Origin of the sequence: Metasolibacillus sp. FSL H7-0170, assembly GCF_038593115.1 — a bacterium.
GTDB lineage: Bacteria > Bacillota > Bacilli > Bacillales_A > Planococcaceae > Metasolibacillus > Metasolibacillus fluoroglycofenilyticus.
This window is the reverse complement of record NZ_CP151964.1, coordinates 645,307-665,689: the sequence shown is the minus strand read 5'-3', so window position 1 is coordinate 665,689 and position 20,383 is coordinate 645,307. Positions and strand designations below refer to the sequence as shown.

General features: G+C 38.0%; 23 protein-coding genes, 1 CRISPR repeat array and 1 riboswitch. Of the genes, 19 read left to right on the top strand and 4 right to left on the bottom strand.

What is annotated here, in order from left to right:
• Nucleotides 1-59: 59 nt before the first annotated feature.
• From MHH70_RS03055 to MHH70_RS03030, 6 genes are all read left to right on the top strand, one after another.
• A complete protein-coding gene (locus MHH70_RS03055) occupies nucleotides 60-836 on the top strand; it encodes a hypothetical protein (protein ID WP_342472523.1) in 777 nt (258 codons plus the stop codon).
• Nucleotides 830-1,186 carry a GntR family transcriptional regulator gene (locus MHH70_RS03050; protein WP_342473152.1) on the top strand — a complete coding sequence of 119 codons (357 nt, stop codon included), beginning with the start codon at nucleotides 830-832 and terminating at the stop codon, nucleotides 1,184-1,186. Before MHH70_RS03055 ends, MHH70_RS03050 begins: the two co-directional genes overlap by 7 nt.
• 4 nt (nucleotides 1,187-1,190) lie before the next feature.
• Complete coding sequence (locus MHH70_RS03045) at nucleotides 1,191-1,892, top strand: ABC transporter ATP-binding protein (RefSeq protein ID WP_066163297.1); 702 nt, start codon at nucleotides 1,191-1,193, stop codon at nucleotides 1,890-1,892.
• Between the two features lies 1 nt (nucleotide 1,893).
• Nucleotides 1,894-2,817, top strand: a complete 924-nt coding sequence (locus MHH70_RS03040; RefSeq protein WP_342472522.1) for an ABC transporter ATP-binding protein — start codon at nucleotides 1,894-1,896, stop codon at nucleotides 2,815-2,817.
• Nucleotides 2,795-3,724, top strand: coding sequence for an ABC transporter permease (locus MHH70_RS03035; protein WP_342472521.1), 930 nt, complete (start codon nucleotides 2,795-2,797; stop codon nucleotides 3,722-3,724). The genes MHH70_RS03040 and MHH70_RS03035 overlap by 23 nt, the downstream gene beginning before the upstream one ends.
• A 177-nt stretch (nucleotides 3,725-3,901) precedes the next feature.
• Nucleotides 3,902-4,435, top strand: coding sequence for an NADPH-dependent FMN reductase (locus tag MHH70_RS03030; RefSeq protein WP_342472520.1), 534 nt, complete (start codon nucleotides 3,902-3,904; stop codon nucleotides 4,433-4,435).
• 576 nt (nucleotides 4,436-5,011) lie between these two features.
• Here MHH70_RS03030 and MHH70_RS03025 read toward each other — a convergent pair.
• Nucleotides 5,012-5,584 carry a YdcF family protein gene (locus MHH70_RS03025; protein ID WP_107942685.1) on the bottom strand — a complete coding sequence of 191 codons (573 nt, stop codon included), beginning with the start codon at nucleotides 5,582-5,584 and terminating at the stop codon, nucleotides 5,012-5,014.
• Nucleotides 5,585-5,708: 124 nt separating this feature from the next.
• A riboswitch (TPP riboswitch) is annotated at nucleotides 5,709-5,809 on the top strand.
• A 173-nt stretch (nucleotides 5,810-5,982) separates the two neighbouring features.
• Here MHH70_RS03025 and thiM point away from each other — a divergent pair.
• The 5 genes from thiM to MHH70_RS03000 all read left to right on the top strand — a co-directional run bounded on the left by thiM (nucleotide 5,983) and on the right by MHH70_RS03000 (nucleotide 9,736).
• Nucleotides 5,983-6,729 carry a hydroxyethylthiazole kinase gene (gene thiM, locus MHH70_RS03020; RefSeq protein WP_342472519.1) on the top strand — a complete coding sequence of 249 codons (747 nt, stop codon included), beginning with the start codon at nucleotides 5,983-5,985 and terminating at the stop codon, nucleotides 6,727-6,729.
• A 5-nt stretch (nucleotides 6,730-6,734) separates the two neighbouring features.
• Nucleotides 6,735-7,550 (top strand): bifunctional hydroxymethylpyrimidine kinase/phosphomethylpyrimidine kinase, encoded by an 816-nt coding sequence (thiD, locus tag MHH70_RS03015; protein ID WP_342472518.1) that lies wholly within the window; start codon nucleotides 6,735-6,737, stop codon nucleotides 7,548-7,550.
• Nucleotides 7,547-8,182, top strand: a complete 636-nt coding sequence (thiE, locus tag MHH70_RS03010) for a thiamine phosphate synthase (protein ID WP_066163287.1) — start codon at nucleotides 7,547-7,549, stop codon at nucleotides 8,180-8,182. Before thiD ends, thiE begins: the two co-directional genes overlap by 4 nt.
• Before the next feature lie 77 nt (nucleotides 8,183-8,259).
• Nucleotides 8,260-8,397 (top strand): hypothetical protein, encoded by a 138-nt coding sequence (locus tag MHH70_RS03005; RefSeq protein ID WP_161956390.1) that lies wholly within the window; start codon nucleotides 8,260-8,262, stop codon nucleotides 8,395-8,397.
• A gap of 607 nt (nucleotides 8,398-9,004) precedes the next feature.
• A complete protein-coding gene (locus tag MHH70_RS03000; RefSeq protein WP_342472517.1) occupies nucleotides 9,005-9,736 on the top strand; it encodes a hypothetical protein in 732 nt (243 codons plus the stop codon).
• A gap of 16 nt (nucleotides 9,737-9,752) precedes the next feature.
• Here MHH70_RS03000 and crcB (MHH70_RS02995) read toward each other — a convergent pair whose 3' ends face one another.
• The gene (gene crcB, locus MHH70_RS02995; RefSeq protein WP_107942687.1) at nucleotides 9,753-10,100 is read right to left on the bottom strand and encodes a fluoride efflux transporter CrcB; all 348 of its coding nucleotides are present in this window, start codon (nucleotides 10,098-10,100) and stop codon (nucleotides 9,753-9,755) included.
• Entirely contained in the window at nucleotides 10,097-10,477 is a 381-nt protein-coding gene (gene crcB / locus MHH70_RS02990) for a fluoride efflux transporter CrcB (protein WP_342472516.1), read from the bottom strand. The genes crcB (MHH70_RS02995) and crcB (MHH70_RS02990) overlap by 4 nt, the downstream gene beginning before the upstream one ends.
• A 58-nt stretch (nucleotides 10,478-10,535) precedes the next feature.
• On the opposite strand from crcB (MHH70_RS02990), the gene MHH70_RS02985 reads away from it, so the two are divergent.
• The 5 genes from MHH70_RS02985 to MHH70_RS02965 all read left to right on the top strand — a co-directional run bounded on the left by MHH70_RS02985 (nucleotide 10,536) and on the right by MHH70_RS02965 (nucleotide 14,625).
• Nucleotides 10,536-10,928 (top strand): NUDIX domain-containing protein, encoded by a 393-nt coding sequence (locus MHH70_RS02985; RefSeq protein WP_342472515.1) that lies wholly within the window; start codon nucleotides 10,536-10,538, stop codon nucleotides 10,926-10,928.
• A gap of 269 nt (nucleotides 10,929-11,197) precedes the next feature.
• Nucleotides 11,198-11,567: direct repeats of the CRISPR family, unit length 33 nt; unit sequence GTCTCTCTCTGTATTGAGAGAGTGGATTGAAAT.
• Nucleotides 11,568-11,772: 205 nt separating this feature from the next.
• On the top strand, nucleotides 11,773-12,921 hold the full coding sequence (locus tag MHH70_RS02980; RefSeq protein WP_107942689.1) for a toxic anion resistance protein: 1,149 nt from the start codon (nucleotides 11,773-11,775) through the stop codon (nucleotides 12,919-12,921).
• 111 nt (nucleotides 12,922-13,032) lie between these two features.
• On the top strand, nucleotides 13,033-13,425 hold the full coding sequence (locus MHH70_RS02975) for a hypothetical protein (RefSeq protein ID WP_342472514.1): 393 nt from the start codon (nucleotides 13,033-13,035) through the stop codon (nucleotides 13,423-13,425).
• 17 nt (nucleotides 13,426-13,442) lie between these two features.
• Nucleotides 13,443-14,036, top strand: a complete 594-nt coding sequence (locus MHH70_RS02970) for a pyroglutamyl-peptidase I (protein WP_342472513.1) — start codon at nucleotides 13,443-13,445, stop codon at nucleotides 14,034-14,036.
• An 85-nt stretch (nucleotides 14,037-14,121) separates the two neighbouring features.
• A complete protein-coding gene (locus MHH70_RS02965) occupies nucleotides 14,122-14,625 on the top strand; it encodes an N-acetylmuramoyl-L-alanine amidase (protein ID WP_342472512.1) in 504 nt (167 codons plus the stop codon).
• Nucleotides 14,626-14,898: 273 nt separating this feature from the next.
• On the opposite strand, the gene MHH70_RS02960 is transcribed toward MHH70_RS02965, so the two are convergent.
• Nucleotides 14,899-15,786 carry a helix-turn-helix transcriptional regulator gene (locus MHH70_RS02960; protein ID WP_342472511.1) on the bottom strand — a complete coding sequence of 296 codons (888 nt, stop codon included), beginning with the start codon at nucleotides 15,784-15,786 and terminating at the stop codon, nucleotides 14,899-14,901.
• Between the two features lie 165 nt (nucleotides 15,787-15,951).
• Here MHH70_RS02960 and MHH70_RS02955 point away from each other — a divergent pair, with 165 nt between their 5' ends.
• The 3 genes from MHH70_RS02955 to MHH70_RS02945 all read left to right on the top strand — a co-directional run bounded on the left by MHH70_RS02955 (nucleotide 15,952) and on the right by MHH70_RS02945 (nucleotide 20,383).
• Nucleotides 15,952-16,848 carry an ABC transporter ATP-binding protein gene (locus MHH70_RS02955; RefSeq protein WP_342472510.1) on the top strand — a complete coding sequence of 299 codons (897 nt, stop codon included), beginning with the start codon at nucleotides 15,952-15,954 and terminating at the stop codon, nucleotides 16,846-16,848.
• Nucleotides 16,841-18,073 (top strand): ABC transporter permease, encoded by a 1,233-nt coding sequence (locus MHH70_RS02950; RefSeq protein WP_066163266.1) that lies wholly within the window; start codon nucleotides 16,841-16,843, stop codon nucleotides 18,071-18,073. The genes MHH70_RS02955 and MHH70_RS02950 overlap by 8 nt, the downstream gene beginning before the upstream one ends.
• A gap of 558 nt (nucleotides 18,074-18,631) precedes the next feature.
• Entirely contained in the window at nucleotides 18,632-20,383 is a 1,752-nt protein-coding gene (locus tag MHH70_RS02945; RefSeq protein WP_342472509.1) for an ABC transporter transmembrane domain-containing protein, read from the top strand.

The window sequence follows — 20,383 nt, the reverse complement described above, 5'->3', positions numbered from 1 at the left end:
CTTTTTTTATAATATGAGTGTACTATTTACCTATTACACTATGACGCGAGGTGATATAAATGAAAAGCTTCATCGCATTACTGCAAAAAGAGTGGCTAGTTGTGCGCGGAAACATCCTTTTTTTATTCGTTATTGGGCTGCTGTTAATTTTTGGCGTACCATATATTATTAATAAAAACGCAGAGACGTCTATTACAATAGGCGAACTAGTGATGATTTTTCTTGTGTTTTCAGTTTTATTAGGGACGATTGCTTCGCCCGTTCAATTTGTAACGAGCTTACGCACAGATGTTAATCGCAAGGAGATATGGTTACATTCTCCCCAATCAATTTATAAGCTAGTAGGCGCAAAAGCGTTATTTAGTATTTGTCTGTTTATTGTTTTTACATTTGTTGTTTTATGCAGCGCATTTATTATTATTTCAACACAATTGGAGTGGACATTGCTCAAAGCGTTGATTGCAAGCATCGTGATGACAATAGGCTTAGCATGCTTACAGCTTTTAATTTTGACATACACGCAAGTTTTTTACACTTTCTATTTGCAGCTCAAGCGTTATATTGGCAAATTCTCCATGGCAGTGACAGTTCCTCTAGCTATTTTTGTAGGCTTTCTGTTAACAAAAATAGAAAATAGCACATTGTATCGTGCAATATTGCAGAAGGGCTATATATCTTTAGAGTCGCTTGAAAATTATTTACAGCCATCTAATCAATCTGTTTTCTTTTATGTTGGGTCCATTTATATAGTCCAAATATTGTTTTATGCATGCTGTGTCATCATTTTGTTTATATTGAGCTCGAAATGGCTTGAAAAGGTGGTATCGCAATCATGAATGATTTTACGCGAGATAAACCAATTTATAGTCAGTTAGTTGATAGAATTTGTGGCGATATTATTAAAGAACATTTACGTTTAGGTGATAAGCTACCGTCTGTGCGCGAATATGCGGTGCAAAGTGGCGTCAATGTCAATACAGTACAACGTGTTTATAAGGAGTTGGAATTGATGCAATTAACGGAAACAAAAAGAGGGCAAGGAACTTTTATTACGTCAAATGAACAGCGGCTACTTGAGCTGCGAGATAGCATGAAGGAGCAGCTTGCTGAGAGCTTTTTAGCGTCGATTGCATCGTTCGGTTTTTCGAAAGAGGAGATGCTACAACTGTTACAACGAAAGGGATGAGAATATGCTACAGCTTTCAAATATTAGTTTTTCCTATATGAAAAAACCTGTTTTACAAAATATATCATGCCAATTCGAGCTTGGTAAAATAGTAGGTGTTGTCGGTGGAAATGGTGCGGGAAAATCCACATTATTAAAGCTAATAACAGGTATTTTGCGACCGGTGCAAGGAGAAATTAAGCTAAATGGCCAATGTGTTACAAGAACAAGTGCCGATAAAATAGCCTTTTTGCCAGATATGGATTTATTTTATGATTTTTATACTGTAGAACAATTATTTCACTTTTATCAAACACAGTTTACAGATTTTTCTTATGAAAAGGCCTCAATAATTGGTGAGTTTTTGGAAATTGAGCGTGGTCGCAAGCTGCGCCAATTATCAAAAGGGCAGCGCGGTCGCGTGAAAATGGCGGCTACTCTAGGGCGTGAAGTGCCACTTTATGTGATGGATGAGCCTTTTGCTGGATTAGACCCAATGGTGAAGGATTCTTTAATTAAAGGACTAATTCAATTTACAGATATGGAAACACAAACAATTATTTTATCAACACATGAATTATACGAGGTAGAACCTGTTTTAGATGAGGTATTGCTACTGCGTGATGGGCGTATTGCTGCACATGAGCAGCTAGAAGTTATTCGAGATGAGCATAATCAAGATGCAGTGCAGTGGATGAAAGCATTACATGCGGAGAGGATGGGGTAATATGGCACAACAGCCAATTGTACAATTGCGCAATTTAACGAAAATAATTCGTGGGAAAAAGCTTATTGATAGCCTTAATTTAGATTTATATGCGGGGCAAATTACTGGATTTTTAGGACCGAATGGCGCGGGGAAAACGACAACAATTCGTATGATGACAGGCTTAATGCACCCGACAGAGGGAGAGGTGCTAATTGAGGGACAATCGCTAAAAGAGCATTATGAAGAAGCGATTAGTAAAATTGGCGTAATCGTTGAAAATCCTGAAATGTATAAATATATGTCAGGCTATAAAAATTTATTGCATTTTGCGCGTATGCATCAGCATGTTAATAAAGAACGTATTGATGAGGTAGTACATCAAGTCGGGCTAGAGAAGCGTATTCATGAAAAAGTTTCAACTTATTCCTTAGGGATGCGTCAGCGCTTAGGCTTAGCTCAAGCGTTATTACATCGTCCAAAGTTTTTAATATTAGATGAGCCTACGAATGGTTTAGACCCTGCTGGCATTCGAGAATTCCGCACATATTTGCGTAAAATTGCTGCGGAGGATGGCGTTTCTGTTTTTGTATCGAGCCATTTACTTTCTGAAATGGAGCTGATGTGTGACCGCATTGCCATTATCCAAAATGGCCAGCTTATTGATATTCGAGAGGTGCATGATGAGGTTGAAACAATTTATTATGTTGAGGCTGAGCCTTTAGCGAAAGTACAGGAAGTGATAGAGAAGCTACAAATTGAATTTATGACAAAGGCGAAAGGCTTGGAGCTTCATATACAAAAAGAGCAAGTACCGCAACTTATAAGTCAGCTTGTGGCACAGCAAGTAAATATTTTTGTTGTTCAGCCACAGCAAAAAACATTAGAAGAACAGTTTTTAGAAATGACAGGAGGCGGACAAATTGCTGAAACTCATACAAAATGAATGGATGAAATTATGGCATCAAAAAGCCACATGGACAATGCTTGGCATTTTAGTAGCAGTTATTGTTGGGGCTGGTGCTTTAAATAAATATTATGAGGAGCCAGACACACGTGATTGGCATGCGGTGGAAAAAGAGAATATTGAAACATCAAAGCAAATACTCGCAGAAGAAGACAATGCAGCAAATACTTACTGGCAGGATGCAATAGCTATTTCTGAATACCGGTTAGCTCATGATATTGCACCGCCGACAGGTATGACGGTGGCCAGCTTTATGGATTTTGGCGTGCAGCTCATATCTATTGTGACATTGTTTACTGTAATCGTAGGAGCAAGTATCGTGTCGAGTGAATTTTCAACAGGTACAATCAAAATGCTATTAACTCGCCCTGTTACACGTGCCAAAATTTTAACTTCAAAACTTATCGCAACATTCGTTTATGGGCTTTTTATGCTTGCTGTTAATTTTGCTTTAGCTTGGATTGTTGCTCTTATTTTATATAGTGGAAATACAGGTACTGTACTAGAAGTTGTTAACGGTCTAGTGCAGGAGGTAGATGTTTGGAAAAACATAATTGAACTTTCGACTTTATCGGCAGGCAATTTTATCATGTCTATTCTTTTTGCCTTTTTAATTGGCTCTGTGTTTAGGTCAAGTGCTTTAGCAATTGGTCTGACAATGTTCTTAACCTTTATGGGTGGGGCAATTATAATGGTTATTAGCAGATATTCATTTACAAAATATGTTTGGCTTGCACATACAGATTTAACTCAATATTATGGTGAAGGCCAGCATATGATAGCAGGTGTAACAATGCCATTTTCTCTGGCGGTGTTAGCGATATACGCAATTATTTTCCTTGTGATTAGCTATTGGTCCTTTACAAAGCGTGATGTCACAGCTTAAGTAAAGAGACGGTTACAGACATCTATTATCAGTTTGTCGAGTTTTGCTGTTGAGCAAAAAAATTGTCATAGGTCTGCATCATCAAGTAAGCTAATTTATAATAATGATTTGTTTGAAATATGCTATTTTCGGATACATTATTATCATTATAGAAGCAATCAAGATGGAGGCAAATTTATGAACATTGTAGCAATTGTAGGAAGTTTACGTGCAGCATCATACAATATGATGTTAGCAAAATTTATTCAAAATCGTTATGCAGAAAAAGTAACGGTTGATATTTTAACATTACATGATATTCCAATGTATAACCAAGATGAAGAGAACAATCCAACGCAAGCAGTTGTTGATTTTAAAGCGAGAGTGAAGGCTGCTGATGCAGTGCTTTGGCTTACGCCAGAATATAATTCGTCTATCCCGGGGGTTTTAGGGAATGCGATTGATTGGCTATCACGAGTTGATAAAGTGATGATTGGCAAGCCGTCATTTATTATGGGAGCATCAATGGGCAATTTAGGAACAGTAAAGGCACAAATGCATTTACGTGATATTTTATTTGCCTCAGGCTTAGGTTCACCTGTATTACAGGGAAATGAAGTGTATATTGGTGCAGCCCATACGAAATTTGATGCAGCTGGTAATTTAACAGATGAAGCAACAATTCAATTTTTAGATAAAGTTATGAATAATTTTATCGAGTGGGTACAGTAAAATAGAAAAAGGCTAACGGAAAAGAATTTTTAAAGTGTAGCTTTTATATTAAATATATACTTAAAATCTATTTGTAATATTCACGATGATTTATCATTAAACACTTTACAAAGAGGGTGTCCCCAAATGGTTTTTGGACGCCCTCTATTTTTTATGTTATATTTAGTAGAAAAGAACTAAAGGTGTTGTAAATGCACTCTTTGCTAACAAAGATAAAAGAGTTTTTTCATCAAATAAATCATTACATAAAAAATAGGTCTGTCCCAAAAGCTGTGCATAGCCAGCATTTTGGACAGTAGCGATGATGTTTCACAAAATATTGATTTATATAAACAGAGAACGCCTTCTTTAAAAATGTGATAAACATTGGCTTAAGCAGTGTTATCCTTCAGTAAAAGGGAAGGGATGAAAACCTTTATTTCAATGCGGTGTCAAAACAAAATGGACTTTTCAGACAACCCCCGAAGAATGCCAGATTTGCGCAATTATCGAAATGAGGTAAATAAGCGCATCAAAGTGTGTTATCAATGCGTTGAATACGCGGAGCGACGTGCCTATCGCAAGTAATATACGTCTTTATCGCTTAAATATATATGTTTTTAATAGCGCGAGTCGCTCGCGCATTCTTGATTTCACTTCTACGGATGTTGGTGTTTTAGCTACAAGCACGTCCGCTTCTAACCCAATAATTTCCGCTAAAAATTTAGCGCGTTGCAAATGGTAGTCGTTAGATACAATCGTAATTGTTGTAATGTCCTCTGGTAATAGCTCCTTTGAAAAAAGTAAATTTTCATATGTAGAAGTGGAGTCTTCTTCAAGTAATATACGCTCTGCTGAGATACCGTGACTTATTAAATAGTCTGCCATTATAGACGCTTCTGTTGCGGGCTCATCATCTCCTTGACCGCCTGAAACGATGACTTGTACATGCGGGTGTTTTTGTAAATAATCGTTTGCCGCTTCAAGTCGATATTGCAAGGATAAGGAAGGCTCACCAGTTGGTCGTACCTTTGCACCTAAAATAATTAAAAAATCATTTGTGCCATTTGCTTTTGGGGAAGTACCTTTATTTATTTCGTTGTCAAGAAAGTAATAGCCCACGCCATAAAAAACAGCAATAGCTGCTGCGATGGAAAGCCATTTTTTCATATAATCACCTCTTGCTATAATATAACGAGTGGTAGGAGAAAAAGATTCAAATTATATCTCTTTAGCAAGAAAAATAGATTATCTATTGGAAAAATTCGCAACTAGTGCTACGATAATGAATGACAACAATTTGCAGGGGGACGCTTTTGGCGTTGAGAAGGTTAAAACCTGACCCTTAGAACCTGTTCAGTTAACACTGGCGTAGGGAGCAAAGTACACGGTAGTAATTTTCCCTTGTATTTGACGCTCTCTATGTTTAGAGGGCTTTTTTTGTCGACTATTATCGAATGCTAATTTTAGATTTCATTTTTCGGCTAGGTTTGAAAAAGAAATGAGCTTCAAATTAGTCGATAGAGCTTTCCGGAAAATAAAAAACTTGGAGAAAGAGGTTGCAAACGATGACGATAAGCAAAATTCGACAACAGCATCCACTTATTCACTGTATAACAAATTACGTAGTAGCAAATTTTACAGCGAATGGACTTTTAGCAATTGGTGCTTCACCAGTTATGGCTGATGAAGTGAGTGAGGTGGAGGAAATGACCTCCATTTCGAACGGCTTATTAATTAATATCGGCACATTAAACCAATCTAAAGTTCCTGCGATGCTTGCGGCAGGAAAAACGGCGAATAAGCACGAGATACCTGTTGTGCTAGACCCTGTAGGGGTTGGTGCAACGAACTATCGCAAGCAAGTAATCCAAAGTTTATTGCAGCAAGTGCAGTTCCAATTAATTCGCTGCAATGAAGGGGAGCTTGCTGCCATAGCTGGTGTAGAATGGCAAGCAAAAGGAGTCGATAGTGGGCAAGGAAATATTGATACCATTTCTGTTGCGCAAGAAATAGCCAAAAAATATGCTACAATTGTTATTGTAACAGGTGCGACAGATATTGTGACAGATGGAAAAATTATAGAAAAAGTAACGGGTGGTCATGAGCGCATGACATTCGTTACAGGTTCAGGCTGTTTATTAAGTGCACTATGTACTGCGGCGCTAACACTTGAAGGAGGACCGGTAGCCAATTTGGCATCGCTTTTACAAACGTATAAGCTAATAGCTGAAGAAGCGGAGCACAATTCAACATATATCGGCTCGTTCCAGGTAGAAGTATTAAATGGCTTAGAAAAATATGCGAAAGGCTGATGAATGTGAATATTGTTATGACAATTGCTGGCTCAGATAGTAGTGGTGGAGCAGGCATACAGGCAGATTTAAAAACATTTCAGGAGCTAGGCGTTTATGGCACATCTGCGATTACAGCGTTAACAGCTCAAAATACCCTTGGTGTATCGGATATTTTAGCTGCTTCCCCTGAATTTATCATTGCCCAAATGAACGCGGTGTTTGAGGATTTACAAGTAACTGCTGTAAAAACGGGTATGCTATTTTCCGCAGAAATTATTGAAGCCGTAGCGGTAGAGCTACGCAAGCAAAGTGTGCAGCTTGTTGTAGACCCTGTTATGATTGCAAAGGGTGGCGCAAGCTTGTTACAGCAAGAGGCGATTTATGCATTAAAAACGAAGTTACTACCTATTGCAACCGTCCTTACACCGAATATTCCAGAGGCTGAGGAAATTACAGGCATTACAATTACAACAGTTGCGGATATTGAAATAGCGGCAAAGAAAATTTTAGAACTCGGTGTGCAATGTGTGGTGATGAAGGGCGGTCATTTAGAGGGTGAGGAAGCTGTTGATATGGTATATTTTGCTGACGGCTCCTTCTTTGCGATGAGCAGTGAACGCATTGATACACCGCATACACATGGGACAGGCTGTACATTTTCCGCAGCTTTAACAGCATTTTTAGGAAAGGACTATGCTTTGCGTGATGCTATTATAGAAGCAAAGCATTTCATTCAAGCAGCGATTTCACACCCATTAAATATTGGAAATGGACATGGGCCAACGAATCATTTTGCGTATCGTAAAGCGCAAATGAAAGGGCAGGTGAAGCTGCATTGAAACGTGAGAAGCTAGCCGTTTATTTTATTATGGGTACTATAAATTGTCAGCGTGAGCCGCTTCATATTTTAGAGGAAGCATTACAGGCTGGTGTAACCATTTTTCAATTGCGTGAAAAGGGAGAAGGGGCACTTAAAGGTGCTGCGCTACTAGAGTTTGCAAAGCGCTGTCAGGCACTTTGCCTTGCATATGATGTTCCCTTTATTATTAATGACGATATTGAGCTAGCACTAGCTATTGATGCTGATGGTGTTCATGTTGGACAGGATGATATGAAGTTAGTGAAAATTCGCCAGCAGCTACCCGATAAAATAATCGGTGTATCCGTTCACAATGAGGACGAAATGCAGGCTGCTGTAGCAGGTGGAGCTGATTATGTTGGCATTGGGCCAATTTTCGCAACTATTTCAAAGGCAGATGCAAACGAGCCAGCAGGCGTTGCATTTTTAGCAAAGGCGAGAGCGACATATCCTACATTTCCAATTGTTGCAATTGGTGGTATTACAGCGGAGCGTGCTGAACAGGTGCTGACAGCAGGGGCGGATGGCGTCGCGGTTATTTCCGCGATTTGTCAAAGTGAAAATATAGAGGAAACGGTTAAAAAATTTTCATCTCTTCAGCAAAAAAACTAAATGAATAAAAGTTTTAATAGCTATGTCACAACTCCTCCTTGTTATTCATTGTATGGATAAAAGGAGGAGTTTTTATAATGAAAACAATTGTTATCGTCGGTGGAGGATATGCAGGGCTTCATTTAATTGAAGTGCTGAAAAAAGAACTGAAAAGCCTGCTTGGAAAAACGATAAAAATTATTTGTATAGATAAAAACCCATACTACTCATGTTAAATTGTTTAGCACTCTATTTAAAGTAGAGTATTCTTTCTACTGTAATTATATTAAAATGGAAATATTATTTAGAAATAAGGAAAGGTAGCCATATTTCAAGGAGCAGGGAAAATGAGACTGAGAGAAGCAGCAGTGGAGACGCACAGCAAGTCGCGACATTAGCCCAAAAATTTTGGCAAAACAGGTGATTGGCTTTACAGCGTTTTGATTATGTTGAAGGAACGGAGACGAATCCTGTCTACTTAGAAGGTTTATTCCGCATAAACGGGCAGCAAGACACCCAATTCAAGACTTGAGTGAAAATCGACTTAAGGATAAGTGGGAGATTCACTGCCCAATTGGTTCAACTAACAATCAGTGGGGATGAGGAAACCCCTCTACTTATTGAAATTTCACTTTTATGTGGAGGCGAATGCCCGCATGCAATGTATTGTGAAAAAATTAGTTGCTACATATGGAGAATGGGCTCGTCTGCAAGGCTGTGTGGAGTTTGTAAGTGATTGTGAATTAAAACAATGAAAAGAGCTTGAGAACGCATGTATAGCTAAGCTTTATCGAAGCAAACTGCATTATTTGTTTTACGAAAAAACTGTAGGAGGAACTTGTGATGGTATGGCACTATATTTCATCAAAGCTAACAGCGGCTGGCTTTGCCCTTTCAATTATTTTTGGCTATTTACTTGTAATCACGAATTTTAATTTATATGAGTTTAGTGAAGCGGCACGTTCATGGACGCTTTGGGCAATACTTTTTGGCTATGGAATTATTATAACTTGCATTATTGATGCAGTGACAGAAAAATGGCAGCAAATTACCCGTTATAAAAATGCTTTATATATTTTAGCGGGCTTTCTCTTCTTCTTACCATTTGGCTTATCGATATTTACTTTTATTGCGGGTGTTACAGGTGCTTTAGTAGCAGGTATTTTTTTAGGCGGACAAACAATTGCTAAAAATTCTAAAGCATTTAACATTGCATTCATCGCACTACCTTTACTTTTGCTAATTATGATTCAGTTCGATTTCACAACAAAAAAAGACTGGCAAGAAACGATAACTGAAAATACATTTGATGTAACGTATCAGTATTTCAATGGTCAGCATAAAATTCCTTTAAAGCTGGAAAAGGGCGATATTGTTACTTTTGAAGTTGTTATTCATTTTGGAAATGGTGGGGGAGGGTACAGTTTCCAAAATGCGCAAGGTCATCCTATTGGTCAAGAGGAGCTCGGTGCAAATCGTTATCAAGTAGAAATCCAAAAGGACGGTACATATTATATTGTTCTTACAGGAAATAGGGCAGCTGGAGAAGCCACGGTGGAGTGGGAAATTAAATAGGAGCGTCCCAGAAATGCTAGACGCCCATTAACCATCCACCTGCAAATGCAAGTAATATACCTAGGAGACAGCTCGCACTCATATAAAGCACGGCTGCGAGCAGCCCTTTATTTTCATAAAGCTTCACGCTCTCGACAGAGAAAGTAGAAAATGTCGTAAATGCACCTAAAAAGCCTGTACCAAATAGTAGCTGCCATGATGAATTAGGTGAAAGTACAATGCATACACCTAATAAAAACGAGCCAAGTAAATTAATACAAAACGTAGCGAGCGGGAAATATGTGTGAACATGCTGCTTTACCCAATTGCTGATGGCAAAGCGACTAATAGCTCCAAAAAAACCACCAATTGCGACGTAAATCATAAATTACCCTCCTTTGTACCGAGACGTAAGCCAACAAATGCACAAATAAAGCCACCAACTAAACTTAGAGTGATATAGCTAAAAGCGACAATCGCTTGTCCATTCGTTAATAATGCTACACACTCTACACTAAAGGCGGAGAAGGTAGTAAATGCACCAAGAAATCCTGTTGTTATCGCTGTTGAAATATTCGGGTTGATATTTGGAAAGCGTGGTAAAAAGCTAGTAAGCCAGCCAAGTAATAAAGAACCAACTAAATTAATGGACAATGTGGCAAGCGGAAAATCGCTATTAAACTGCTCACCGAAATAAATGCTAATAGCGTAGCGTAAAGATGCTCCAAGAGCTCCAGCAAGACCAACTAGTAAGTAACGCATCAAATCACTTCCTTTTGAAGTTATATTTTATCATACTCATAAAAGATGGAGGGGTAATATGTTGGGGATTCGTAGTGCAGTTGTCATAGAAGAAAATAATAATGTCTTATTAATTAAACGTATAAAAAATGGACAAACCTATTTTGTTTTTCCAGGAGGTCAGGTAGAACAGGATGAAACAATTGAACAAGCAGCTATTCGCGAGGCATTAGAAGAAGTAGGTGTCGTTGTTGAGCTATTGGAGTTACTATGCAAGGTTCAATTCAACGGCCAACAATTTTACTATCGCGCAAAAATAGTTGATGGAAAAGTTGGTACAGGTAAGGGCCCTGAATATAGCAATCCAGAAATATATACAGGGATATTTGAGCCAATTTGGCTAGCAAAAAGTGAATTAAAATCATTAGATGTAAGACCAGCAGAAGTAGTAAATGTAATTATTTATTATTAGGAAAGGAAATTAATTATTCATGATGTAAAACAATCATCGTGAATTAATAGCATCATTCAAATAAGCTTTCAAGTAATTTTTAATTTGCTATAATAAATTATAAGTTTAAAGTGCGAATGTGAAGCAAACACACTTTTCCAAGGAGATTCGCACCTACCAGCTATTCAATTTTGGATTTATATGGTAGGTAGAGTGCGACAATATTCCTTTCGTTATTTATTTTTTAGTGAAAATCGATGTGAATTAGCAATTTTCCTTTGTTTTTCGCTGTCTCTCTCTGTATTGAGAGAGTGGATTGAAATTTTTAACGTAAGCTCTATATGGTGTCCTCCATTAGTCTCTCTCTGTATTGAGAGAGTGGATTGAAATCTCTCCATCTATCATAGATACCGCTGATAAACCGGTCTCTCTCTGTATTGAGAGAGTGGATTGAAATCCGGAGCAATTATTGAGTGAGATAACACAGCAGCGGTCTCTCTCTGTATTGAGAGAGTGGATTGAAATACCACTTTTCCGTCACTTTTCCCCTCCCCCTGTCGTCTCTCTCTGTATGGAGAGAATGGATTGAAATAACGCATCATCTTGTGTAGCACCTTTCTTTCGGTTGTTTCTCTCTGTATGGAGAGAATGAATTAAAATTGTCATCATTTTCATACATGTTACTTTCCTTTTTCTCACTCTTTATAAAGAGTGGCTAGTATAATAGTGAAAATTTAATTTGCAACAATAACTAAAAAAATCCTAATAAAAAAGAAAACGAAACCTTCTACGTGTTTTTTTCGTATATGAAGTATGACAAAATAATGTACAATATAAGTAGTATGATAAGAATTGGGGGATGAATATGTCTGAATATAAAAATCCATTATTTGAAGACTTAGATGCAAAAAAAGAAACGACAACCGAATTAGTAGAGGTGGAGCCTAAGCAGCTTGTTTCAAATGAGGAATATTCGCAAATTCGTAAGCGTCAAATTGCTTTGAAAACGGAGCCACAAGTTATAGCATTAGCTGATAAAATTGATGTCAATAATCAAATTGCCGTATTGGAGTTCGGGAAAGAAACGGCTCACGGCATTTCTACATTTTCAGATCGCATGCTGTCGACAATTAAAACGAGCAAATTGGAGCGTTCAAGTGAGCTTCTGCGCAACTTAAATACAATTATGGATCGTTTTGATCCGAAAGATTTTGATAAAGAAGAGAAAAAAGGCGGTCTAATTAAGCGCTTGTTTTCTAAAAGCAAGGAGCAGCTAGAAAGGCTGTTGTCAAAATATGATACGATGAATAAAGAAGTTGACGTCGTTTATAATGAAATACAAAAATACGAAGTTGAAATGAAACGTAATACAATGGAGCTTGAGCAAATGTATGATGAAAACTTAAACTACTTCCATAGTTTAAGTGAACATATTGCGGCTGTAGAGGTAAAGGTAGAGCAGCTAAACAGCCAGCTACCAACACTTGAAGCACAAGCAAATACAGGGGATCAAGTAGCTGTTTTAGAATATGAAACGGTGCAACGTGCGGTGGAGCTATTAGAGCAGCGCCGCTACGATTTAGAAATGGCTCAGCAAGTGTCGTTTCAATCTGCACCTCAAATTCGTTTAATGCAGCAAGGAAACAACCATTTAATTGCTAAAATTAACTCAGCCTTTGTTACGACAATACCGATTTTTAAGCAAGGGCTTGTACATGCTGTTACAATGCAGCGACAAAAGCTTGTAGCAGACTCAATGATTGAGCTTGATAAGCGAACGAATGAAATGCTTGTGCGCAACGCACAAAATATTCGCCAAAATTCTGTTACGATTGCTCGTTCAGCTGGTAGCCCAAGTATTACTATCGATACGATTGAAACGACATGGCAAACAATTATGGCTGGTATCGAGGAAACAAAACAAATTCAAGAGGAAACAATTCGCAACCGTGAAGAAGGTCGCAAACGCATTGAGCAGCTACAACTTGAATATGAAAAGCTAAAGAAAATGTAGTGTATTTAAGCTATTAGAATAGGGCTATCTAAAAACGCATTTGTGTGGCAGCCCTATTTCCTAATAGCTTTTTTATGTTAAAATAAATAAAAATATTAAATGAGGTTCTTTATGATAAAAGAAATTGGTCGAAAAAGTGTGATTGCGGCAATTGCAACATTATTATTTAGTCTGTTATTTGCTTATGCAGGCTTTACACCTGAAGTTGATTTATTTCCATTTTCGAAGCTTTTTCAAATGTTTTTGTTGTTAAGTGCACCTGCCTATTTTGTAGGGGGAATTGCGGTTTCGATATTGCTTGATCGCTTTTGGAAGCTGCCTTCACTCGAAATTTTAGCTTATGCAGCATTTGGAGCATTCTTCATGTTGCCGTATTATTTTTTATTTTTTACTGCATCTGGTGGGCCATTAGGCGTTATTATGTTGTTCGGTGCGAGTGCCGCTATTATTTTTTATTTTGTCAAAGCACTGCTTCATAAGCTTTTCAAAAAATACGGTTTTTAGTATAGGGGGAATTAACGTTGAAAAAATTATTATTAACAGGGTTTGAGCCATTTTTACAATTTACATTAAATCCTACTGAGGAAGTTATTAAAACTTTAAACGGAGAGGAAATAGGGGCATATCAAATTGTAGGAAAGGTGTTGCCAGTAGAATTTGCCGAAGCACAGCAACAGATTCGTCAGCTTTTAATAGATGAAAAGCCTGACGCTGTAATAGCGCTTGGACTTGCAGGCGGGCGTAGTAAAATTACACCTGAGCGTATCGCAATTAATGTGATGGATGGAGCAAAGGATAATTCAGGCCACACGCCGACAGATGAAGTGATTGCGCCGGACGGGGCAGATGGCTATTTCTCTACATTGCCAATTCGAGAAATGGTTAATCGTTTAACAGCATCGGGTTATCCTGCCGCAATATCCGATACGGCAGGTACATATGTGTGTAATTTATTAATGTATACATTGTTATATGAAACAAAAGGCTCTATCCAAGCAGGATTTATTCATATTCCAGCATCACACCAGCTAGCAATTGAGCACGGCAAAGTGCCAAGCTGGTCACAAACAGATTTAACGATGGCTATTAAGCTTTGTATTGAAACATTAGTTTAAATTAATCGGGATATGTAGAGAGAAATGCTCTATCTGTCCCTTTTTTATATGCCCTTTTCTATCTAAATAAAAAGGGGGGATGGTAATGAATTTAAGTGCAGGGCATTGGCATGTAGGAACAGGAGCAGTGGGCATTATTGATGAAGTGACGGAGGCGAGGCGCGTTGTAAAATGTGTGGCGGGTTTGCTTCAGAATAAGGGAATGAATGTACGGATTATTTTAGATGATCGTTCGACAAATCAGCGGCAAAATTTAAACTATTTAATTGCAGCACATCAAAAAGGCAAGGGGCTGCATGTCAGTGTGCATTTTAATGCAGTTGCACAGACGACGAATAATGGGTTAGGAACCGAGGTGCTTTATAGACGGAAAGAAATGGAACTGCTTGCATCTAAAATAAGTGCGGCAATTAGTCAGGTGAGTGGGTTGCGCAATCGTGGAGCAAAACATCGAACAGATTTAGCTTTTTTAAATGCTTTACCACAAGCAATACTTATTGAAGTGTGCTTCGTTAATTCAAAATATGATGTCGCATGCTATCAACGACACTTTTCCTTAATCTGTAAGGCGATTGCCGCTTGTTTTTAGGTCTAAAGTATTAAATCGCTCAATTGAGGGCAAAATTCGCTCATAAACAGTACAAATCCGCTCGTAAAACCTCTAAATTCGCCCGTAAATAAAGTGATTGCCTGAAAAGTCCATTTTTTTTGACATCGTATTGAAATAAAGGTTTTCAACGCTCTGTTTTTGTTGGAGGGTAACACTGCTAAAGTCAATATTCATCGAATTTTTAAAAGGGAAGCTCCCTATTTTTATGTAGTAATATTTGTGAAATTTCATCGAGACTGTTCAAAATGCCGGCTATGCACGACTTTTTGAACAGTTTTTTGCGCTTTTTTCTTTGCATTGAATGGAAATTTCATGTAGTAACACCGATAAATTTTCCTCATCATCATAGAGCCTCATTAATGTCGTTAAATTGCTTATTTCTTCGTTGTTTTGGCGGTCTAAATGAAACAGGCAAATGGCTTTATATGTGTAAATATAGCTGAGTATTTGGTAAGAGAGCTTTCTTTTAAATTGTTTATAGACACGCTCGAGCATTGTAAGGCATATGGCGTATTTCTTGTTTTCCAAATAAATAATGCACAAGTTCAAATGAAAATAAATTTTTAAATAGGTTAAGTCTTTATAATAATCGTTATACATATCCAGACGTTTGATAGCTACTTTTACAATTTCCACAGCTGAGTCAAGCGGAAACAAAAATAAGATAGAATTTAAAAGCTCTAGGTCATTAATATACCAATAATCTAATCTTTGCATATTTACCCAAATACCTTCTGCAATGAGACGGGCTTTCTGCAAGTCGTCTTGCTCTACTAAAACAAGTAGTGCTTGGTAAGCATCAACGAGCATTTCGATATAATCGTCTGCATGCTGCTCGAGATAATGCTGTGCAATTTTCAACTGCTTTTTAATTGCCATTGGGGTTGTCAAATCCATGTCTGCAAAAGCTCTCGTTATTTTTTCACGCTCGCTAATTTGATGTTGGAGATGGATATAAATAAACTCATTTACCGTCATATTAAGCTTGTCAGCAAACTGCACAAGTTGTTTGGCACTCATTGCGAGTTGTCCGCGCTCAATACGCGAGTATGTACCTTGTTGGGCAATGCCGCATGCTAGCTGATTTTGCGTTAGTTGTCGATTTTTGCGTATTTTCTGTAATGTTGTTCCAAAGTTCATTGTTTCACCTTCTAATATTCCGATTCGTATATTTTGTTATGTAACGATGTTATTCTATTATACTGAAAAAGAACATGTTGAATAAAAAGTTTTGAGAATTTATGAAACATTTTTACAATCCAGCCGTATATTGATTATCGGAGTTAAAGAAAGGAGATGGCTTAGTTGCTAGTATTACAAAATGTAACGAAGCGTTATAAGGACTTTACAGCGGTTCAAAGCTTGGATTTTTCAATTTCACCTGGTGAGATTTTTGGATTAATAGGCCAAAATGGTGCAGGGAAAACGACGACGTTTCGCATGATTTTAGATTTACAGGAGACGACGGAGGGAGAGATTACGTGGGAAGGGGTCCCAATCAAGAGCGTTAATCGTGATTTGCTTGGTTATTTACCTGAAGAGCGTGGTATTTTTCCGCAAATGAAGGTAGAGGAGCAATTGATTTATTTTGGACAGCTGCGTGGCATGACAAAGGATGATTGCAAGAAAGAGGCAGATTTTTGGATTAAGCGTTTTGAGCTTGAGGAAAAGCGCAATGATAAGGCTGAAACATTATCCAAAGGAAATCAGCAAAAGGTACAGTTAATTGCTAGCTTCATTCATCGACCAAAGTTTTTAATTTTAGACGAGCCGTTTAGTGGTCTTGACCCAGTGAATAAAGATTTACTAAAAAATTCGATTTTATTTTTAAAAGAGCAAGGGATGACTATTTTATTTTCAAGTCACCAAATGGATAATGTCGAGGAGCTATGCGATCATTTATGTTTGTTAAAGCGTGGAGTCTCCCTGTTTTCAGGCTCACTCTTAGATTTGAAAAAGCAGTACGGCAAAACGAAATTAACGGTTCGTACACAGATGTCAAAAGAGGCACTTGCCGGCTTGCGTGGTGTTCTATCTGTGAAGGAAGAGCGAGATCAATATGTACTGACTTTAGAAAATGAACATTATGCGAAGGATATTTTTGAAATCGTGTCAGCAGGTACATATATTGAGAAATTCAGTTTAGATTATTTGTCACTAGACGAAATTTTCAAAGACAAGGTAGGTGGCAATCATGTCTAAGTTTTTCATTTTATTAAAGGAAAACTATAAGCAGAAGTTAAAAGCGAAATCATTTATTATTACTACAGTTCTTTATATTTTAGGGATTTCATTAATTTTCTTCTGGTCTGATATAAAAGAAGCACTCTTTTCAAGCCAGCCAGATGAAATTATTTATGTTAATACAACAAGCTTTGAGGTAGGCAAGATGCTGGAGGATGGAGATATTGTTTGGACCCAATTTGCTTCTACCCCCGATGCGGAACAAGCGTTGAAAAATGAAGGATATGATGCAGCGGTAGTTTTTTCGGCAGCAAATGCGACGTTAGAGGTAGAACTTTTATCGCTTAACCCACTGCCGCTAACAATGCAGCAAAAATTATCTACTACTGCACATACAATTGGGCAGTTTTATGCAATGGACCAATTGAATTTAACGGCTGAGCAATCGGCACAATTATTAAATGCCGCGCCACAAATCTCCATGAAAACGTTAAATGAAGCGGCTACGGATGGAAAGTCAGAGGAGCAAAAATCAGCAGGGATGTTCGTATCATATGTTGCTGGCTTCCTTGTGTATATATTTGTTATTTCATTTTTATCAATTGTTACTTCTGATGTAGCGTCAGAAAAGGGTTCACGCGCATTAGAAATGTTACTTGTTAGCGTAAAAGCAGAAACGCATTTTAAAGCGAAGGTAACAAGCATCTTTTTAGTTGCATTATCACAATTTGCATTGTTATTTGGAACGCTGTTTATCTTATTGAAAACAACAGATGGCGGCGCGAAATGGACGATGGTTAGTGAAATTTTAGCAGAGCTACATGGTCAATATTTACTCTATGTCGCAGCTTTTTTACTTGTCACAATTTTCTTGTTTTTAATTATTGGTGCATTGCTTGGCTCACTCGTATCCAAGCCAGAGGAAGCTTCACAGGCGATGATGCCTGCAATGATTTTAGTCATTGTCGCTTTCTTTATTATGGTGACAGCTACATCTAATCCTGATACATTATTAGTAAAAATAGGTTCATATGTACCTTTTACATCTGGTATGGTTATGCCAATGCGCATCGGTGCAACAGATTTAGGGGTCCTTGAGCCGCTACTATCTTTAGCTATTTTAGTCGCTTCGACATTTGCAATGTATTTAGTAAGCATCTCCTTCTATAAACGCAGTGTGTTAACATACTCGACAGGTGGCTTAATTCAAAAAATTAAAACGGTCTTTAAAGTAACAACATAAAGGGCGTCCAGTAAGCCGTGTGATAGCCGGCTTTGAAAATGAGAGGAAAACACTGCTTTTAGCGGTGTTTTTTTATGTGAAAAGAATGAGACGTATTTCTTTTAGAACGTGACCGAAATGCCGTATGGTAGCTGGGGTTAGGGAAAATATAGCGAGAGTTATCTTTGAATACGAGGCGTTCTTTTTAAAATCAAGGTTAATCAATTCGCCTGATAGTAACTTAAATAGAAGATGTCAGGATTGTCGGAAAAGCTCATTTTATTTTGAGAGCGCATTGAAATAAAGATTTTCATCGCCCTACTTTTATTGAAGGGTAACACTGCTAAAGCCAGTGTTCATCCCATTTTAAAAGACGCCTTCTCTATTTAGTTGAGTCAATATTTTGTAAAACATTATCGCCACTGTCCACAATGCCGGTTATGCACGGCTTTTTGGACAGTCCCTTCAGCCCTTCGACTGAAATATTTCAAAAATCGAAACAAATAATTGAAATACTATTCAATAATGTTCGAATATTTGTTAAAATAGGCAGGTCAAAATATAAAGGTGGGGGAAACAATGAAAGTATTTCGAAAGCTCGGCTGGTTTTTTAAAGAGCGCCGTCGCGAGTATTTTATCGGTCTTTTCATGTTAACGCTTGTAGCGATTTTACAGCTTGTTCCACCGAAAGTAATTGGTTATACAATTGATGAAATCGGTGATGGGACGTTAACAGCAGGCTCTTTAACAAAATGGGTAGGGGTAATTGTTGCGGTAGCAATATTGATGTATGTACTGCGCTATTACTGGCGTAAAATGATTTTTGGCTCGTCTAACTATTTAGCAAAAAATTTGCGGGAAAAATTGTTTCGTCATTTTACAAAGATGTCGCCTTCCTTTTATCAACAACGACGTGTTGGAGACTTAATGGCACACGCCACGAATGATATTTCCGCTGTACAGCAGACGGCAGGTGGGGGTGTACTCACATTATTTGATTCGATTACGACAGGTACTTTTGTTATTTTAGCGATGGCGATTACGATTGATTGGCGCTTAACGCTAATCGCATTAATACCGATGCCATTTATGGCCTTGCTGACAAACTATTACGGCAAGCTATTACATGAGCGCTTTCGCCATGCACAAGCAGCCTTTTCTGATTTAAACGATAAAACGCAAGAAAGCATTTCAGGTATGAAGGTTATTAAAACATTTGGGCAGCAGGGTGATGATATCGAGGACTTTACACGTTTATCTGATGATGTTGTGGAGAAAAATATGCGTGTTGCAAAAATTGATTCACTTTTTGACCCAACGATTAGCCTTGTTATTGGCGTTAGCTTTTTCTTGAGTTTAGCTTTTGGTGCTAAATTTATTATGGAAGAGGCAATGACAATTGGTGATTTAATTGCCTTTACTACATATTTAGGCTTGCTTGTTTGGCCGATGCTAGCGATTGGCATGTTATTTAATATTGTGGAACGAGGCTCTGCTTCCTATGACCGCATCGAGCAGTTATTGAATGAGCCGATTGAAATTAAAGATAAAACGGGTGCATATGATGTGCGACCAAAAGGACATTTATCTTTCCATGTTGATTCCTTTACATTCCCGGGGGATGCAAGGCCATCTTTAACGAATGTGCATTTTGATTTACAGCAGGGGCAGACACTTGGCATTGTCGGTAAGACAGGCTCTGGAAAAACAGCGATATTAAAGTTGCTCTTACGTGAATTTGAAGGCTATAAAGGGCATATTACGTACGGTGATATTTCAATTGATGATTATACGATGCTGGCACTGCGCGAGGCTATTGGTTATGTACCACAGGATCATTTTTTATTTTCATCAACGATTTACAAAAATATTGCCTTTACAAACCCGCAGGCAGCAAAAGAAAAGGTGGAGCATGCAGCTACCTTAGCTTATATTCATGAGGATATTTTACAATTTACAGAAGGCTACGACACGATTGTCGGTGAACGTGGCGTTTCTTTGTCAGGGGGGCAAAAGCAACGTATTTCCATTGCCCGTGCATTGATGATGGAGCCTGAGCTATTAATTTTAGACGATTCACTGTCGGCTGTAGATGCGAAAACGGAGGAAGCGATTTTACAAGCATTAAAGACTTCACGTGAAAACGAAACAACGATTATTACGTCTCACCGCCTAAGTGCCATCCAGCATGCACATATCATTATCGTTATGCATGAAGGAACGGTTGTGGAGAAAGGGACACATGAGGAGTTAATGAGCTTACGAGGTCGTTATTATGAAATGTATGAATTACAGCAGCTAGAACAGCAAGTAGAGAAAGGGGGAATGTAG

Coding starts and splice junctions, on each gene's coding strand:
- crcB (WP_342472516.1), bottom strand. CDS start 10,477: ATGCGTTACTTACTAGTTGGTCTTGCTGGAGCTCTTGGAGCATCTTTA.
- MHH70_RS02950 (WP_066163266.1), top strand. CDS start 16,841: ATGTCTAAGTTTTTCATTTTATTAAAGGAAAACTATAAGCAGAAGTTA.
- MHH70_RS02980 (WP_107942689.1), top strand. CDS start 11,773: ATGTCTGAATATAAAAATCCATTATTTGAAGACTTAGATGCAAAAAAA.
- MHH70_RS03000 (WP_342472517.1), top strand. CDS start 9,005: ATGGTATGGCACTATATTTCATCAAAGCTAACAGCGGCTGGCTTTGCC.
- crcB (WP_107942687.1), bottom strand. CDS start 10,100: ATGATTTACGTCGCAATTGGTGGTTTTTTTGGAGCTATTAGTCGCTTT.
- MHH70_RS03040 (WP_342472522.1), top strand. CDS start 1,894: ATGGCACAACAGCCAATTGTACAATTGCGCAATTTAACGAAAATAATT.
- MHH70_RS03045 (WP_066163297.1), top strand. CDS start 1,191: ATGCTACAGCTTTCAAATATTAGTTTTTCCTATATGAAAAAACCTGTT.
- MHH70_RS03025 (WP_107942685.1), bottom strand. CDS start 5,584: ATGAAAAAATGGCTTTCCATCGCAGCAGCTATTGCTGTTTTTTATGGC.
- MHH70_RS02945 (WP_342472509.1), top strand. CDS start 18,632: ATGAAAGTATTTCGAAAGCTCGGCTGGTTTTTTAAAGAGCGCCGTCGC.
- thiM (WP_342472519.1), top strand. CDS start 5,983: ATGACGATAAGCAAAATTCGACAACAGCATCCACTTATTCACTGTATA.
- MHH70_RS03055 (WP_342472523.1), top strand. CDS start 60: ATGAAAAGCTTCATCGCATTACTGCAAAAAGAGTGGCTAGTTGTGCGC.
- MHH70_RS02965 (WP_342472512.1), top strand. CDS start 14,122: ATGAATTTAAGTGCAGGGCATTGGCATGTAGGAACAGGAGCAGTGGGC.
- MHH70_RS02975 (WP_342472514.1), top strand. CDS start 13,033: ATGATAAAAGAAATTGGTCGAAAAAGTGTGATTGCGGCAATTGCAACA.
- MHH70_RS02960 (WP_342472511.1), bottom strand. CDS start 15,786: ATGAACTTTGGAACAACATTACAGAAAATACGCAAAAATCGACAACTA.
- MHH70_RS02985 (WP_342472515.1), top strand. CDS start 10,536: ATGTTGGGGATTCGTAGTGCAGTTGTCATAGAAGAAAATAATAATGTC.
- MHH70_RS03005 (WP_161956390.1), top strand. CDS start 8,260: ATGAAAACAATTGTTATCGTCGGTGGAGGATATGCAGGGCTTCATTTA.
- MHH70_RS03030 (WP_342472520.1), top strand. CDS start 3,902: ATGAACATTGTAGCAATTGTAGGAAGTTTACGTGCAGCATCATACAAT.